Origin of the sequence: Carboxylicivirga mesophila (assembly GCF_018271975.1) — a bacterium.
Taxonomy (GTDB): domain Bacteria; phylum Bacteroidota; class Bacteroidia; order Bacteroidales; family Marinilabiliaceae; genus Carboxylicivirga; species Carboxylicivirga mesophila.
Genome location: NZ_JAGUCN010000001.1, coordinates 81,212 through 96,249 on the forward strand (window position 1 = coordinate 81,212; position 15,038 = coordinate 96,249).

Sequence of the window (15,038 nt, forward strand, 5' to 3'; positions counted from 1 at the left end):
CGTTTAGCTTCTTATGGTTTTACCTCACCTGCACATGGATATGGTCATCGTGCCGTACTGAGTGACAGCCCTGAAAGCGTATCTTTTTATTTTTCAGACGCAGGCGCTGCGTCAGGTGAGGTTCCATAAATACTTTGTCCACTTCGTCGGGGCGCGTCAGGGCGTCCATCAGGGCGCGAGTGCCTTTTTCGGAGAAGCGCAGCTCCTCGTTGATGCTGCCCAGCGTCATGTACTTGGGAGCATCGTAGTAACTAAAGCCAGCTGTTATACAAGCTTTGTTTTGGTTAACTTCGCCATTGCGGGGGCCTTCAAACACGCCGTAGCCACTTACCGACTTGCAGGCATCTATAATGTCACCCTGCTCATTTTCGTAGACCAGGCTCAGGTCAATCTTTTTACCGTCGTAGTGGCTCAAATGTGGCAACATCGGGAAACCATCAATCAAGGGGAAGTTGGCATCCAGATAGCGTATTTTTACATCGGGATTGGTCTCCTGCAGTGTTTCCGACACGCTTTTCAGATAGGCATTTACCTCGGGACGTACATAGTTACGATTCAAAATGATAGTCATGTAGTTGGCCGGGTGCAGATTATCGTAGTGCTCAATGCGCTCACGGTCGAATAGCTTAGCCAACATGGGAGCTGTAACAAAAGTGCCAAGGCTGTATATGATAAGAAAAGCTGCCAGCCCTTTTAACGGGAAAGCATATTTGATACGGCCGCAGAACACAAACGACATCAGGTAAACGACTCCACCAATTTGTGTTAATGCCGTTAGCACTATAAACACAAGGGTGTGAAGTAGTATTTTGCCGCGTTTGCTCATTAATGATTTTGGATGTATTGATTGCAAGATACCATTATTATTTTAAATGGTTGTGTGAAGCCTCAACGGCTTGAGTTGGAAAAATATTTTTCAAATGCGATTGCCGTGTGTCGTATCTCAATTAAAGAAGCACATACAAGTCAGCAGGTATTCTATAGACTACCAGAAAGATAGGCTTGTAATCGTTCTTTGATAAAGTAATTCCAACCAGCCTGACAGCTTTCGGTGGTAAACTCAGGTACCTTTGGCTTAAAGCTATCCAGTCCTTCACTTATCAGCGTTAGTGTTGTTTGCCCGGCTTCCTGCTCAATATTAAATGTCACATAGCCCATGCCCTGGTAATGTTCGTAGCTCCATTCATATTTAATCAATTGACCAGGAATTACTTCAACTATCTTCCACTTGTGTATAAACTGCCTTTCGCCGGCATCCACTTCAAATTGCGTGGTAAAGCCTACTTCAGGTTCAAAAGCAGGAATATTTTCGAAGAACCACTGGCGCATCTGTTTAACCTGGGTAATGGCATTCCAAACAGCTTCGGGCTTCACCGGGTAAACTTCGGATATAGTAATTGCTGTCATGTTAATAGCCAATTTTTGTTAGTGCTTCAGAGAGTGTGATGTGGTAGCTGGCAATGATATAGCCATGAATACTATTGGCAACCATCGCTATAAGTATTGCCAATAGATTTATCGTTAATAGTGATGAGTTGCCGACATTAAACTTCTGCCGAATATATGGCATGTTGAGGGCAATAATTAAAACAGATACAATAAATAAGATGAGGCCACCGCCGAATATGCCATCAAGATTGGTTGCCAGTATAAACGGAAAAATGCTAATGTAGTAGTAAAACGCTACCCAAAGCACCCATCCCCAGACCTTTCGTATGAAAAAACCAATAGCACTTAAAAGTATCATAACAGGAGGAACGAAGCGACCCAATACTACCTCAAGCCTAATGCTATCCAGCCAACTTAAGCGTATATTTCGCATTTGCTGAACAGTGTCTATATAATCAATATGGGAATATATCCTGTAGATAAGAAAGGCAAGGACTATTAGAAAGGGAATGTAAAGAAGGACTGGTTTTAGCATCTTGGTCATAATTCAAAATTACAGCTTTGTGGCTTAACACCAAAGCGTTACATGTTTATGCAGCCACTTTTAAAAAAATTATATCTTTGTTGGTTGAGTTTGAGTGGAAAAATCCGATAAATCAGTTTTATGGAGATTAAAAGGACGTTTGATTTGCTGGCTAATCTTAAGCAGGATAGTAGCAAAGAAGATATATTGTGTGCCAAGCGCGATGGCGATTGGGTGAAATTCAGTGTTAAAGAATACAGCGAGCAGGCACGTTTATTTAGCTACGGGCTGCTGGCCAAAGGTTTTCAAAAGGGTGATAAAATAGCCACCGTTTCCAATAACCGTCCCGAGTGGAATTTTGTGGATATGGGTATGTCGATGATAGGCGTGGTACATGTGCCTATTTACCCAACCATCTCCGATGAGGAGTACCGGTACATACTCGAGCACAGTGATGCCCGCATGCTCATTGTGTCTGATATTATCTTGTACAGGCGCCTGAAAGTGATTGCCGACGAAATTGACAGCATCCAGGAAGTTTATACCTTCAACGATATCAAAGATGCGGCCAACTGGAGCGAGATTATTGAGCTGGGCGAACAGGAGCGTATTCAGCGTAAAGAAGAGTTCAGGGCCATACGTGATGGTATCTCGGAAGATGACCTGGTGTCTATTATCTATACATCGGGCACCACAGGAAACCCCAAGGGCGTGATGCTCAGCCATAAAAATTTCATGAGTAATATGAAGGATGCCATTCCGCGTTATCCTCTATCAAGCAATGATAAGGTGCTCAGCTTTTTGCCCCTGTGTCATGTGTATGAGCGCATGATCAACTACCTGTATCAGGCCAATGGCTGTAGCATCTATTATGCCGAGAACCTTGGTGCCATAGCTCGTGATTTAAAAGAAATTCAGGCCAATGCCTTCGTAACGGTGCCGCGTGTAATTGAGCGCATCTACGATAAGCTGGTATCGAAAGGCAACGACCTGTCTGGTGTTCAAAAGGCTGTGTTTTTCTGGGCCATGCGCCTGGGTGAGCGCTATCGCACCAATGGCAATAACTACCCTTTGTATGCGGCTAAGCTTAAACTGGCACGTAAGCTGGTTTTCTCGAAGTGGCAAAAGGCCTTTGGCGGACACTTACGTTTTGTGGTGAGCGGTGGAGCTGCCCTGCAGCCGCGATTAAGCCGTTTGTTCTTCGCGGCCGGTATTCCATTAATGGAAGGTTATGGCCTGACGGAGACATCACCGGTACTGGCCTCTAATTATACCGAAGAAAGCGGCAACCTGATGATTGGTACTGTGGGCACGGTTTTCGATAGTGTTGAGGTGACAATTGATGATGATGGTGAGATATTAGCCAAAGGTCCTAACATTATGATGGGCTATTATAAAGATGAGAAAACCACCGCCGAGGTGATTGATAAGGATGGCTGGTTTCACACGGGCGATATTGGCACCCTGGTCAAAGGTAAGTTCTTGAAAATTACCGACCGTAAAAAAGAAATGTTCAAGCTCTCAAGTGGGAAATACATTGCACCCCAATCCATTGAGAACCTGTTGAAGGAATCGGATTTTATTGAGCAGGCCATTATTGTAGGCGAGAGTGAGAAGTTTGCGGGCGCCTTGTTGTCGCCTAATTTTGAATATCTGCATATGTGGGCACATGACCATAAGGTGCATTTCCGCGATAATGAGGAGCTTATTCAGCATGAAAAGGTGCAAGGCGTATTTCGTAAAGAGGTGATGCGCTACAATAAAATGCTTGGCAAGCACGAAGAAATCAAGCGTTTCAGGTTGGTGCATGAGGCCTGGACTTCGGCCACCGGAGAATTATCACCTACTTTAAAGCTACGCCGCCGCATTATCTATCGTAAATATGCCGATATATTACGTGAGATGTATGCCTATGGTGAAAATGAAGAGAATAAAGGGTCGATTAAGTTTAGTTAAAAGCCTTAGTTATCTTGTAAGATTTTGGGACTTGCTTTGCATCTGTAAGATATTAAGCAAGTTTTCAGCTATGTTAAAAAGGACAAACAAAACCATTAAAAAAAAAAGCAGAAAGTCTGGTGATAACATTTATTTTTTTTATTTGTTAAAGTATTAAGCTCCTTATAAAATGAATAATTGGGAATAGTTTTTTAACCATGCTCATGCCAATATGGATTTAAATTTCAGCAACATATTTGAACCAGAATTACTTGAACAAATAAGTAGTTTACCGGAAGTTGAAATTCCCAAAGGAACTGTTATTCTTAAAGAATATTCATATATAAAGGAGATTCCTCTAGTCATAGATGGAAAAATTAAAGTGAGAAAATCAGATGAAACTGGAAAGGAGATAATTCTTTATCATATTAAACCTGGTGAAAGTTGTATTCTCTCAATTACATCCTGTATAAACGATAAGCAAAGTAATGCAGAAGCTATTACAGAAGAATCTTCTACATTAATGATTGTGCCTTCAGCAAAAGTCAAGGAATGGATGGATACTTTTAAAAGTTGGCGAAAATTCGTGATGCAACTTTACTATACCAGACTTGATTCACTGCTTCAACTTGTTGATGGCATATCTTTTAAACAAACGGATAGCCGTTTATATGAAAAATTACAAAAGCTACAAGCCAACGAAGGGAACTCAATAAGAATTACCCATCAAGAATTAGCAAATGAAATTGGCACGGCTCGTGAGGTTATTTCAAGACTTTTAAAGCAATTGGAAAAAGAAGGTTATATATCTCTTGAAAGAGGAATAATAAAAATAATTCGACCTCTGTAACCTACGTCACAAAGTCAAGCCTTTGGCACACTGTATATTTGTTAACAGATTAGAAAATGTTAAACTAAAAAATATACAGATATGAAATGTAATGTTGGAAAGACAGACAAAGTAATCCGTGTTATTGCTGGGCTGGCCATTGGAGTAGCAGGTTTTTATTTCAAAAGTTGGTGGGGATTAGTTGGTTTTATACCTGTTTTTACAGCCTTAATAGGTTGGTGTCCTCTATACTTACCTTTTGGTATTAACACTTGTAAAAAGTAGAACCTAATTATTAAGCAATTAAAACCTTAATTGCTTTTAAGCGTATTGCCTTTAGTTATGGATTAATTATTTAAGCATATGAAAAAGATTAGTTGTTTATTATTTGCTGCAATTTTTGTTTTTAGTTCTTGTAGCAAGGATGAAGAAAGTGGTAGCGTGACGTTGAGCTTAACAGGTATTAATCAAACCTTAAAATCAGCCGAAAATAGTCTTGTTGCAGACGTGAAAATTACAGATTTCAAGCTCTCTTTCAGAGATGTTGAATTTAAATTGGACGAAAGTGATTTAAATGCTACGGAAGTTCAATTTAGAGGTCCTTATGATGTTGATTTGATGAACGAGACGGATGCTCTTAGTCAGACTATTGGAACGATTGATATTCCAGACGGAACATACAAAGTGTTGAGATTTAAGCTACATAAAGATATGGATAGGTTGGAAACTGACCCATTGTATGACCGTTCATTATTTATGAAAGGAACAATTGATGGTACACCATTTGAATTCTGGCATGATACAAGTGAAAATTTTGATTTTGAATACACAGGAGGCATTGTTGTTGCAGGCAATAATGTGGAAATAAACGTGAAATTCGTTATCGACCAATTCTTAAACTCATTATATACAATAGATTTATCAAAAGCTGTTGACTTGGATGAAGATGGATTAATAGAAATTAATCCTGATAATGAAGATGGGAATAGTGATATGGCTGATAAATTGAAGGAAAACATTAAGGAAGCAGCCGATTTGATTAAAATATAATCGCATTGATGAAGAATTACAAGACAGCCTCATGCTTTTGTGAGGTTGTTTTTTTAGCAACTACATCCCCTTTGTTGAACTGGTGGGCACTTCACAGTACCATAAGAACAAAAAACGCAACAATCACCTTTTTTCGCTTTGATCACCATTTTACAATTTTCACATTGGTAAAAGAATTGGCAAGAATCTTCAGGCATTGTTTCTTCTTTTTGGAAACCACACTCAGGACAGCTTATTTTCGATTTTAGAAAAATTAGTTTCATCATTTCTAAGTTTTAGTTTTCGTCAAGCATCCCGAACTACCATCATTCTCTTATTATGTGCAAAATGACAGACATTGGGCTTTAGAAGAGGTGGATAGGACCAAAGCGAAATAAAATTATAAAGCTATTGTTCCAGCAATTGTTTCTTTCATAGAAATAAAGAGGAATGTTCCTGATTGATTATTTACTCTTTCGCAAAGGGAATGGATTCTTTTGACCTAAAGCGCGTGTTCTGAAAACACCCGAGTTGGCTAAGCGAATGTCTTCTATTGTGTAGAAGGCCTTGGGGTTAAACCTCTTAATAATTTCAGTGACTTCCGTAATGTCTTTCCGTTTAAGCACACAATAAATGATATTTACATGGCCTTTACTTCCGTGGGCATTCATATATGTTACGCCATAACCGGCTTCAGACAAACTTTGGATTAATTCTGTGCCGGGCTTTTGTGTGGTAATGCGGATGTTGACATAGCCCAGAGCCAAACGTTCCTCTATTTTTAAACCCACATAATTACCCATGGCAAAGCCACCTGCATAGGCAATGAAATACAGCCAGTTATCCAGGTTTTGAAACACTTTGGACATGGCCAGCAGCCAGATCAGGATTTCGAAAAACCCCAGTATGGGAGCCAGCAATTTCAGCCCTTTTGAAATAAATACAATGCGTAATGTGCCAATGGTCACATCAGCTACTCTTGACAGAAATATTAAAAGAGGGATGGCAATATAGGTGATGGTAAAACTGTCTAAGGCCGACATGATGAAGTATTATATGGATTAATAAATTACCTGAACAAAAAATATGCTGTCCGTTATTGTGATAAAAATAAAAAACCTTGATGCTATTGTGCGCCCGAAGCTAAGTACTTTTTTATAATTTTAAGGGTATAAGTTATGTCATTTTTTCGTGTATGAATTCCTAAACTTATCCTGAGGGTTTCTTTTGCAGCTTTATCAGATAGTCCGATTGATTTTAAAACCCGCGAAGGTTTGTTTTGATGAGTGCTGCATGCTGAGCCTGATGACACTGAAATTCCATAATAATCCAATAGCATCATCAGCTCTTTGCTACTCACATTGGGGATAGTAGCACTAATTGTATTTGGCAGGCAGTTTTCAGATGGCGAATTGATAATGATACCAGGCACAGCTGAACGTAATTGGTCCACCAATAGCTCCTTGAGTTGCTTTGTACGATGAGTGTGGGAGAGAAGCTTTGGAACATTGTTACAGGCTTTCCCAAATCCTGCGATATTATGAACCGATTCTGTTCCTGCACGCATCCCTTCTTCCTGATGCCCTCCGTGAATAAAAGGCGCAAGCGGACTGCTGATTCTGGCGTATAATGCACCAACACCCTTGGGACCATATAGTTTATGGGCTGAAAAGGTGGCATAATCAACTCCTAATGCTTTTACATCGATGGGTATTTTGCCAAATGCCTGTACACAATCCGATAGGGTAAGGATATTGTTTCTTTGGGCAAGTGCTGATATTTCTGCTATGTTTTGTATACTTCCGATTTCGTTATTTGCCAGCATGCAGCAAATCAAAAAGGTGTCATTATCAATTAGTTTTTCTATTTCTTCAGCCGAAACAAAACCGAATTTATCGACTGAGCAATATTCCACAATAATGCCTTTTGTTTTCAAAAATTCGAGCGTATTCGCTATTGATGGATGCTCGATAGGTGATGAGATGATTTTCCTCTTTTCCGGGTAGAAATGGTTGCTTAAAGTTTGAAGAACGGCGTTGTTGGATTCAGTTGCACATCCTGTAAAATAGATTTCGTGTGTATGGGCATTAATGGCCCTGCCAACTTGCTCGCGTGCTTGTTCAATAATCTGGCTGGCAACTTTTCCACTTCGGTAGCCAGATGAAGGATTGCCCCAATGGCGTTTAAGAACACGGTTCATGGTTTTTCTGACAGAGTAGCTCACACGGGTTGTGGCATTATTGTCGAGATAAACCTTTCGTCTCAATAAGTTTAGCATAAAGTTGGCTTTTATATTTTTTCCAAGGCGTTAATGATATGGCTGCAGCCGCCTGTTTTAATGTAGTCGGAGTGCTCGTCGACCGATTTAAACTGACCCTGGCAGATGTTTTTACATAACACTTCCGAATCTGTTTGCATGTAAAATGTTCTTAAAATCTTCCTGGCATCCGGATTATTGAACATGGCCTGAGATTTACCCTGTTCGCTTTTACTTAGCTGAAGCATTTTATACCATATGGCGGCACTCAATGCTCCGCATGCATGGCCGCTTAAGCCTATGCCGCCGGCAAATCCTGCAACCATAATTGATTCCTCTTCGCTACCACCCATTTTTTTGATCAGTTCAGTTGAGCAGCTAAGAACGGGGATACTGAAGTCCGGTTGTTCATTAAGTCCTTTATTGGCTGCATTTGTAGCCTCTGGGGTCCACTTGGCTATCAGATTAAAGCAGGGGCTGAAAACAAAACCTCTTGCGACGGTTTTTAGCATATAAAGTGCCAGCTCAAACTTATTCTCCCAATTGACTCTCGAGATATCCTTGCAATTAACCGTCTTGGCTCGCTTCTGAAATGAGTTAACCAATAGTTTTGACGCATTGATGGCAGTTGCAATAGCCATGTTTCTGTCTTTGTATTTGCGAAACGACTCTGTACCTATCGCTAAAGAAGCACCCCAAAGCATTCCGCATTGATGTCCTTTTTGTGCAATGCCACCTGCTAATAGATCTGAGGCTTTTTCTTCCAAAGGTTTTACATTGTCAAATTCATGATTCAACAGGTGGAACATGGCGTGAGAGCAGGCTCCGTCCTTCCAGAATGTTTTTCGGGGGTTCAATTTGGTTTTGATGGTGTTCATCGTTTAGAGTTGTTTTGGGTGTTAGATGATTATGTCTCAAATACATTCAACGATCCGGATTGGGCTTTCGAAAGAATCGGTCGTTTGGTGCACATATAATTATGTGGAAGTTACGGACTTAATTTAAAACTTGCCTAATTGTAATTGGCAAAGAGCTTATCGTGAAAGTTATTGTGGGTGATGAGGACTTTGAAAAAAACAAAGGCCTTGGATATGCTCCAAAGCCTTTGTTATTTTTATAAGCTGCAAATAGACTCACTACTCACATTTGTGTTCTCATCTCTTACTTTTTCATTTCCTTGTAGGCATTCACCAGGCCATTGGTTGATGCATCGTGTGAAGTCACTTCATCATCACTTTGCAACTCAGGTAAAATAGCGTTAGCCAGTTGCTTACCTAATTCAACGCCCCACTGGTCAAAGCTGTAAATGTTCCAGATGATGCCCTGTACAAATATTTTGTGTTCGTACATAGCGATTAAAGCACCAAGCGTACGTGGGTTCAACTCTTTCATCAGGATAGAGTTGGTTGGGATATTACCCAGGAATACTTTGTAAGGTAGTAAGGCCTTGATCTCTTCAGCTGATTTGCCGGCTGCTTTCAGCTCTTCAGTCACCTGTTCCTCAGTTTTACCAACCATCATGGCTTCTGTCTGTGCAAAGAAATTAGCCAGTAATTTCGGATGATGATCACTTAGTGGATTGTGGCTTTTAGCAGTCGCCATAAAATCACAAGGAATCAGTTTTGTTCCCTGGTGAATCAGCTGATAGAAGGCATGCTGGCCATTGGTGCCTGGTTCGCCCCACAGGATAGGTCCTGTCTGGTAGTTTACCTGCTCACCATTGCGATCAACGTACTTACCATTACTTTCCATATTACCTTGCTGGAAATAAGCGGAGAAACGGTGCATATACTGGTCGTATGGCAGGATAGCCTCTGTTTCGGCACCGTAGAAGTTATTGTACCAGATACCAATCATGGCCAGGATAACCGGCAGGTTGCTTTCGAACGATTCGGTTTTGAAATGCTTATCCATCGCATGAGCTCCTTCCAGTAGTTCACGGAAGTTGTCAAAGCCAATGCCACAGGCAATGCTTAGTCCAATAGCTGACCATAAAGAATAGCGTCCACCTACCCAATTCCAGAACTCAAACATATTAGCCGTATCAATACCAAAAGCTGAAACTGCTTCGGCATTGGTTGATAAGGCCACAAAGTGCTTGGCTACCGCTGTTTCATCTTTGGCTGCTTCAAGGAACCACGATTTAGCAGAGTTGGCATTGGTCATCGTTTCCTGGGTAGTGAACGTTTTTGAAGCAATGATGAATAGTGTTGTTTCTGGATTCACCACTTTTAAGGCTTCAGCAATGTGAGTGCCATCTACATTGGATACAAAATGCAGATTGACGTTCTTTTTGTATGGTTTCAGCGCTTCGGTTACCATTAAGGGGCCTAGGTCTGAACCACCAATGCCGATGTTTACAATGTCGGTGATGACCTTACCTGAATAACCTTTCCATTCGCCCGATATAACTTTTTCGGAGAACGTTTTCATCTGATCCAAAACTGCATTAACAGCCGGCATTACGTCTTTGCCATCCACCATAACTGGTGTATTGCTGCGATTACGCAGGGCTGTGTGCAAAACCGCACGGTCTTCCGTCACGTTAATTTTATCACCTGCAAAAACGCTGTCAATAGCACTTTTCAACCCACACTCATCGGCCAATTGAAATAGTAATGACATCACTTTTTCGTCAATACGGTTCTTTGAATAATCCAGAAGAATATCTTCAAAACGCAATGAATACTTGTTGAAACGCTCACCATCTTTAGCGAACAGGTCTTTCATCTGCGTGTCTTTAAACTGGGCATAATACGCCTCAAGCTCTTTCCACGCCTTGGTAGTAGTTGGATTAATACCTGGTAACATGTTAGTAGTATTTGTTTGTTTGTATTGATTTCTTGCTCCCCGCAGATGACGCAGATTCTGGCCGATTTGTTTATTGTTCTTTGAAGAGTCTGCTTCCAAGCGGGGTTTTATCTTGATTACTTATTGTTTACGATTTTCATCACTATTAGTGCAAAGCTATCTTACAAGCCATTTACTTTTAGGTGTATGCCATTTTTTATTTCATCAACATTAAAATTGACCAATATACCAAGTTTTAGGCCTGTGATTTTGAGGTAAGTCAATACCTGCTTATGATGCACTTCCGCCAGGTTTTCAACAGATTTAATTTCAACAACAACCTTATCTTCTACCAATAAATCAAGGCGAAAACCTACATCTAACTTGCTGCCTTTATAATGCACAGGTACCGCAACTTCCTTGCTGACATTTAATCCGGCTTCTTGTAATTCGTAAATTAACGCAGCTGAATATACCGATTCAAATAGGCCAGGGCCCAGTGTATTGTATACATTAAATATAGCTTCTCGTATTTGATAAGATATATCATTTTCAGTCATGGTACTGAGTTTGTTTTCACGTATTTTCCGTCAAACGATTCTACGTTTATCTGTGAAATCTGCGGGCAATTTTATCTTAGATGCTCTGTTAACAGCCGTATCTCCATAGCTGGCGATATGCGATCGTAGATGATATTGTAAACAGCTTCGGTAATGGGCATGTTTACTTTGTACTTATCATTTATTTCATGGATGCTCTTAACAGCATAGTATCCTTCGGCAATCATCAGCATCTCCATTTGGGCATATTTTACCGAATAGCCTTTTCCAATCATGGTACCGAACATGCGGTTGCGGCTAAACTGCGAATAGGCCGTTACCAGCAAGTCGCCCAAATAGGCTGAGCTCTTGATGTCACGCGTGATAGGATGAACGGTATCTACAAAACGTTTCATCTCCTGGATAGCGTTAGAAATGAGGACTGCCTGAAAGTTATCACCATAACCCAATCCATGACAAATACCTGATGCAACAGCCATAATGTTTTTCAAAACAGCCGAGTACTCGGTACCATAAATATCATCCGAAATAGTTGTCATGATGTATGGTGTTTTCAGAAAACCTGAAAAGGCACGACCTTTTTTGATGTCCTGACAAGCAATGGTCAGGTAGGAGAGGCGTTCCAATGCTACTTCCTCGGCATGGCAAGGGCCACTGATAACACCAATTGATTCGGTTGGCACACCGTACACCTGGTTAAAATACTGACCGATGATAAGGTTCTCATCCGGTACCAGTCCTTTAATGGCCGAGACCACAAATTTGTCTTTGAGAGGAGCTGTTAACTTCTTAAGCGCCGACTTGATAAATGCTGACGGGATAGCCAGTATGATGATATCAGATTGCTGAACAACCTCGTTGATATCATCCGAAAAGTTGATGCGGTCCGGGTTAAATTCAACACTGGTCAGATAGTTCGGGTTGTGCCTGAAGCGTCTGAAGTCATCGATATGTACTTGATCCCGAAAATACCAGTTGATGGATGGAACATTATTCAATAGCATTTTAGCAATAGCAGTTGCCCAGCTTCCACTACCTATAATACCTACCTTTGATGATTCATCCATAAATACAGTTGTTTTGAATTAGAATGTTAAAAATAAGACAAAAAAGGAACAATTACCTTTTTTGTCTTAGTTGATTAGTTCTTATTAAGATAACCAGGCTTTTACATCGTCTTGCGATGGATTATTTAAGCCCAGTTTATTTTTCTTGTTATAGCCACAAATATCCTGGAAAACTTTCGTTGGCTTCGCTTCTTTCAGGACATCCACCTTGCTGAAACCTACTTTGCGAATCACCTCGATCCATTCAGCAGGAATGCCCAGCTCTGCAAATTTTTCATCGCTATCAGGCAAAACGCGTTTTTCCGGACGCATCTGCGGGAAGAACAACACATCCTGAATAGAATCAGAGTTGGTCATGAGCATGGTTAAGCGGTCGATACCAATACCCATACCCGATGTTGGAGGCATACCGTATTCCAATGCGCGCACAAAGTCGTGGTCAATAAACATGGCTTCGTCATCACCTTTTTCCGATAAACGCATCTGCTCTTCAAAACGCTCTTTCTGGTCAATTGGGTGGTTAAGCTCTGAGTAGGCATTACAGATTTCTTTACCATTCACCATTAACTCAAAACGCTCTGTCAACTCTGGGTTGTCGCGGTGACGCTTAGCCAGTGGTGACATCTCCACCGGATAATCGGTAATAAACGTTGGTTGTATATAGTTGTGCTCACACTTCTCACCAAAAATTTCATCAATCAGCTTGCCTTTACCCATTGACTCATCAATTTCAATTTCCAGCTCACCACATACTTTGCGCAACTCTTCTTCGTTCATGCCCGACACATCAATGCCTGTGTGTTCTTTGATGGCGTCAAGGATAGAGATGCGCTTGAACGGACGTTTGAATTCAATGGTTTTGTCACCCACCTGCAATTCGGTTTTACCATGCAGGTCAAGAGCGATTTTTTCCACCATCTCTTCGGTGAAGTCCATCATCCACTTGTAATCTTTGTAGGCTACATAAATTTCCATCACCGTAAACTCAGGGTTGTGCGTACGGTCCATACCTTCGTTGCGGAAATCCTTGGCAAACTCATATACACCATCAAAACCGCCAACAATTAAACGCTTTAAGTAAAGCTCGTTGGCAATACGTAAATACAACGGAATATCCAATGCATTGTGGTGCGTGATAAACGGACGAGCCGCAGCTCCACCCGGAATTGACTGTAAGATGGGGGTTTCAACCTCTAAATAGCCACGGTCGTTGAAGAACTGACGCATGCTGTTCATCAGCTTGGTGCGTTTGATGAATACATCTTTAACGCCCTCGTTAACGATTAAGTCAACGTAGCGCTGGCGGTAACGCAACTCAGGATCGCTGAACGCATCATACACCTTGCCATCTTTTTCTTTAACAATTGGCAGTGGCTTTAGTGACTTACTCAGGATAGTCAGTTCCTGCACGTGAAGGGTTGTTTCGCCCATTTGTGTCTGGAAGATAAATCCTTTTACGCCAATGATGTCACCAATATCCAATAGTTTCTTGAATACGGTATTATATAATGTTTTATCCTCACCCGGACACATGTCGTCGCGGTTCAGGTAAATCTGAATACGCCCTTCGGCATCTTTTAATTCAGCGAAAGAAGCTTTACCCATGATGCGTCGGCTCATGATACGGCCGGCAATCACCACCTCTTTCAGGTTATCTTTTTCAGGATCAAATTCCTGTTTTATCTCAGTTGACAGATGAGTGGTTTTAAATTCTGCTGCCGGATACGCGTTAATACCCAGCTTGTTTAGCTCTTCTAAACTTTTTCGTCTGATAATTTCCTGTTCGCTCAGTTCCAACGTACTCATTCTATTAATCTATTTTTAGAACATTACTAAAATGACAGATTTGCCTGTCAACCGTTATTATTTCGCTTGTAAAAAGTGAAAAAGTTTTGCAAAGATAATGGTTTTCATCGAATTTGGTATTTTGTCATTTATAAGTTGACACACAATTAGTTTATTTAACAGCTTGGAGTACATTTGTTATAAAAATTGCATGAAATGAAAACGATTGACTTTTCGGCTGTTGATGCCTATTTGTTTGATTTAGGAGGTGTTATTGTTGATATTAGTCCACAGGCTGCTATTGATGCCTTTGCCGCCTTGGGTTTCAATAGCATGCAAGAACACATTAATCAAAGTCATCACGAAGGATTATTTAAACAATATGAGCTTGGGGCGATAACGGATGGTGAGTTCATTGCAGCCATTCAACGCGAACTGCCAAATGGGGTAGAACCCAGTCAGATAATAGCTGCCTGGAACGCTATGCTGGTGAGCTTGCCTGATGAACGGGTAACCCTGCTGAATAAGCTTCGCAATGAAAAACCTGTTTACTTATTGAGCAATACCAATGCCATACATCGCGAAACATTTATCGGCATGGCAAACGATTATGGTAATCTTGAAAATTTGTTTACTGATGTTTTCTATTCCTATCGGATGCAACTGAGTAAGCCCGACGTTCGCTCGTTTAAGTATGTTATAAAAAAAACCAGTATTGATCCTCGCAGGACACTATTCTTAGATGATTCGCTCGCCAACCTTGAGGCTGCTGCCAGCCTGGGATTTCAAACTGAGTTGGTGACACCGGAAAGGGGTGTTTTAGAAATATTTAACGAATTGTAGTTCAATGTAAGGTAGTATCTTGACTTTTAAA

At 40.9% G+C, this 15,038-nt stretch carries 16 protein-coding genes; 5 read left to right on the forward strand and 11 right to left on the reverse strand.

Annotated elements, in window-relative coordinates:
• Positions 1-19 precede the first annotated feature (19 nt).
• The 3 genes from KEM09_RS00360 to KEM09_RS00370 all read right to left on the reverse strand — a co-directional run bounded on the left by KEM09_RS00360 (position 20) and on the right by KEM09_RS00370 (position 1,822).
• The gene (locus tag KEM09_RS00360; RefSeq protein WP_212223671.1) at positions 20-826 is read right to left on the reverse strand and encodes a hypothetical protein; all 807 of its coding nucleotides are present in this window, start codon (positions 824-826) and stop codon (positions 20-22) included.
• Positions 827-978: 152 nt separating this feature from the next.
• Positions 979-1,407: an SRPBCC family protein gene (locus KEM09_RS00365; protein ID WP_212223672.1), complete on the reverse strand. Its 429-nt coding sequence runs from the start codon at positions 1,405-1,407 to the stop codon at positions 979-981.
• A gap of 1 nt (position 1,408) precedes the next feature.
• The gene (locus KEM09_RS00370; protein WP_212223673.1) at positions 1,409-1,822 is read right to left on the reverse strand and encodes a hypothetical protein; all 414 of its coding nucleotides are present in this window, start codon (positions 1,820-1,822) and stop codon (positions 1,409-1,411) included.
• Positions 1,823-2,053: 231 nt separating this feature from the next.
• Here KEM09_RS00370 and KEM09_RS00375 point away from each other — a divergent pair, with 231 nt between their 5' ends.
• The 4 genes from KEM09_RS00375 (at position 2,054) to KEM09_RS00390 (ending at position 5,726) form a co-directional block, all read left to right on the forward strand.
• Entirely contained in the window at positions 2,054-3,868 is a 1,815-nt protein-coding gene (locus tag KEM09_RS00375) for an AMP-dependent synthetase/ligase (protein ID WP_212223674.1), read from the forward strand.
• Between the two features lie 211 nt (positions 3,869-4,079).
• A complete protein-coding gene (locus tag KEM09_RS00380) occupies positions 4,080-4,697 on the forward strand; it encodes a Crp/Fnr family transcriptional regulator (RefSeq protein WP_212223675.1) in 618 nt (205 codons plus the stop codon).
• A gap of 81 nt (positions 4,698-4,778) precedes the next feature.
• Complete coding sequence (locus KEM09_RS00385; RefSeq protein ID WP_212223676.1) at positions 4,779-4,961, forward strand: YgaP family membrane protein; 183 nt, start codon at positions 4,779-4,781, stop codon at positions 4,959-4,961.
• A 78-nt stretch (positions 4,962-5,039) separates the two neighbouring features.
• Complete coding sequence (locus tag KEM09_RS00390; RefSeq protein WP_212223677.1) at positions 5,040-5,726, forward strand: hypothetical protein; 687 nt, start codon at positions 5,040-5,042, stop codon at positions 5,724-5,726.
• A gap of 53 nt (positions 5,727-5,779) precedes the next feature.
• On the opposite strand, the gene KEM09_RS21990 is transcribed toward KEM09_RS00390, so the two are convergent.
• From KEM09_RS21990 to lysS, 8 genes are all read right to left on the reverse strand, one after another.
• Entirely contained in the window at positions 5,780-5,992 is a 213-nt protein-coding gene (locus KEM09_RS21990) for a GDCCVxC domain-containing (seleno)protein (RefSeq protein WP_425305774.1), read from the reverse strand.
• A 177-nt stretch (positions 5,993-6,169) separates the two neighbouring features.
• On the reverse strand, positions 6,170-6,748 hold the full coding sequence (locus tag KEM09_RS00395; protein ID WP_212223679.1) for a DUF2179 domain-containing protein: 579 nt from the start codon (positions 6,746-6,748) through the stop codon (positions 6,170-6,172).
• An 83-nt stretch (positions 6,749-6,831) separates the two neighbouring features.
• Positions 6,832-7,983, reverse strand: coding sequence for a cysteine desulfurase family protein (locus KEM09_RS00400; RefSeq protein ID WP_212223681.1), 1,152 nt, complete (start codon positions 7,981-7,983; stop codon positions 6,832-6,834).
• A gap of 11 nt (positions 7,984-7,994) precedes the next feature.
• The gene (locus KEM09_RS00405; protein WP_212223683.1) at positions 7,995-8,840 is read right to left on the reverse strand and encodes a C-GCAxxG-C-C family (seleno)protein; all 846 of its coding nucleotides are present in this window, start codon (positions 8,838-8,840) and stop codon (positions 7,995-7,997) included.
• 283 nt (positions 8,841-9,123) lie between these two features.
• Positions 9,124-10,773 carry a glucose-6-phosphate isomerase gene (pgi, locus tag KEM09_RS00410; protein WP_212223687.1) on the reverse strand — a complete coding sequence of 550 codons (1,650 nt, stop codon included), beginning with the start codon at positions 10,771-10,773 and terminating at the stop codon, positions 9,124-9,126.
• 161 nt (positions 10,774-10,934) lie between these two features.
• Positions 10,935-11,312: a GxxExxY protein gene (locus tag KEM09_RS00415; protein ID WP_212223689.1), complete on the reverse strand. Its 378-nt coding sequence runs from the start codon at positions 11,310-11,312 to the stop codon at positions 10,935-10,937.
• A 71-nt stretch (positions 11,313-11,383) separates the two neighbouring features.
• Positions 11,384-12,379 (reverse strand): NAD(P)H-dependent glycerol-3-phosphate dehydrogenase, encoded by a 996-nt coding sequence (locus tag KEM09_RS00420; protein WP_212223690.1) that lies wholly within the window; start codon positions 12,377-12,379, stop codon positions 11,384-11,386.
• A gap of 84 nt (positions 12,380-12,463) precedes the next feature.
• Positions 12,464-14,185, reverse strand: coding sequence for a lysine--tRNA ligase (gene lysS, locus KEM09_RS00425; RefSeq protein ID WP_212223692.1), 1,722 nt, complete (start codon positions 14,183-14,185; stop codon positions 12,464-12,466).
• 195 nt (positions 14,186-14,380) lie between these two features.
• On the opposite strand from lysS, the gene KEM09_RS00430 reads away from it, so the two are divergent.
• Entirely contained in the window at positions 14,381-15,007 is a 627-nt protein-coding gene (locus tag KEM09_RS00430; protein WP_212223698.1) for an HAD family hydrolase, read from the forward strand.
• Positions 15,008-15,038 lie beyond the last annotated feature (31 nt).

What these genes read in the sequence shown, in the direction of transcription:
- KEM09_RS00430 (WP_212223698.1), top strand. Translation starts at nt 14,381, where the DNA reads ATGAAAACGATTGACTTTTCGGCTGTTGATGCCTATTTGTTTGATTTA.
- KEM09_RS00365 (WP_212223672.1), bottom strand. Translation starts at nt 1,407, where the DNA reads ATGACAGCAATTACTATATCCGAAGTTTACCCGGTGAAGCCCGAAGCT.
- KEM09_RS00360 (WP_212223671.1), bottom strand. Translation starts at nt 826, where the DNA reads ATGAGCAAACGCGGCAAAATACTACTTCACACCCTTGTGTTTATAGTG.
- KEM09_RS00400 (WP_212223681.1), bottom strand. Translation starts at nt 7,983, where the DNA reads ATGCTAAACTTATTGAGACGAAAGGTTTATCTCGACAATAATGCCACA.
- KEM09_RS00380 (WP_212223675.1), top strand. Translation starts at nt 4,080, where the DNA reads ATGGATTTAAATTTCAGCAACATATTTGAACCAGAATTACTTGAACAA.
- KEM09_RS00395 (WP_212223679.1), bottom strand. Translation starts at nt 6,748, where the DNA reads ATGTCGGCCTTAGACAGTTTTACCATCACCTATATTGCCATCCCTCTT.
- KEM09_RS00405 (WP_212223683.1), bottom strand. Translation starts at nt 8,840, where the DNA reads ATGAACACCATCAAAACCAAATTGAACCCCCGAAAAACATTCTGGAAG.
- KEM09_RS21990 (WP_425305774.1), bottom strand. Translation starts at nt 5,992, where the DNA reads ATGATGAAACTAATTTTTCTAAAATCGAAAATAAGCTGTCCTGAGTGT.
- KEM09_RS00385 (WP_212223676.1), top strand. Translation starts at nt 4,779, where the DNA reads ATGAAATGTAATGTTGGAAAGACAGACAAAGTAATCCGTGTTATTGCT.
- KEM09_RS00420 (WP_212223690.1), bottom strand. Translation starts at nt 12,379, where the DNA reads ATGGATGAATCATCAAAGGTAGGTATTATAGGTAGTGGAAGCTGGGCA.
- KEM09_RS00415 (WP_212223689.1), bottom strand. Translation starts at nt 11,312, where the DNA reads ATGACTGAAAATGATATATCTTATCAAATACGAGAAGCTATATTTAAT.
- KEM09_RS00370 (WP_212223673.1), bottom strand. Translation starts at nt 1,822, where the DNA reads ATGCGAAATATACGCTTAAGTTGGCTGGATAGCATTAGGCTTGAGGTA.
- KEM09_RS00390 (WP_212223677.1), top strand. Translation starts at nt 5,040, where the DNA reads ATGAAAAAGATTAGTTGTTTATTATTTGCTGCAATTTTTGTTTTTAGT.
- pgi (WP_212223687.1), bottom strand. Translation starts at nt 10,773, where the DNA reads ATGTTACCAGGTATTAATCCAACTACTACCAAGGCGTGGAAAGAGCTT.
- KEM09_RS00375 (WP_212223674.1), top strand. Translation starts at nt 2,054, where the DNA reads ATGGAGATTAAAAGGACGTTTGATTTGCTGGCTAATCTTAAGCAGGAT.
- lysS (WP_212223692.1), bottom strand. Translation starts at nt 14,185, where the DNA reads ATGAGTACGTTGGAACTGAGCGAACAGGAAATTATCAGACGAAAAAGT.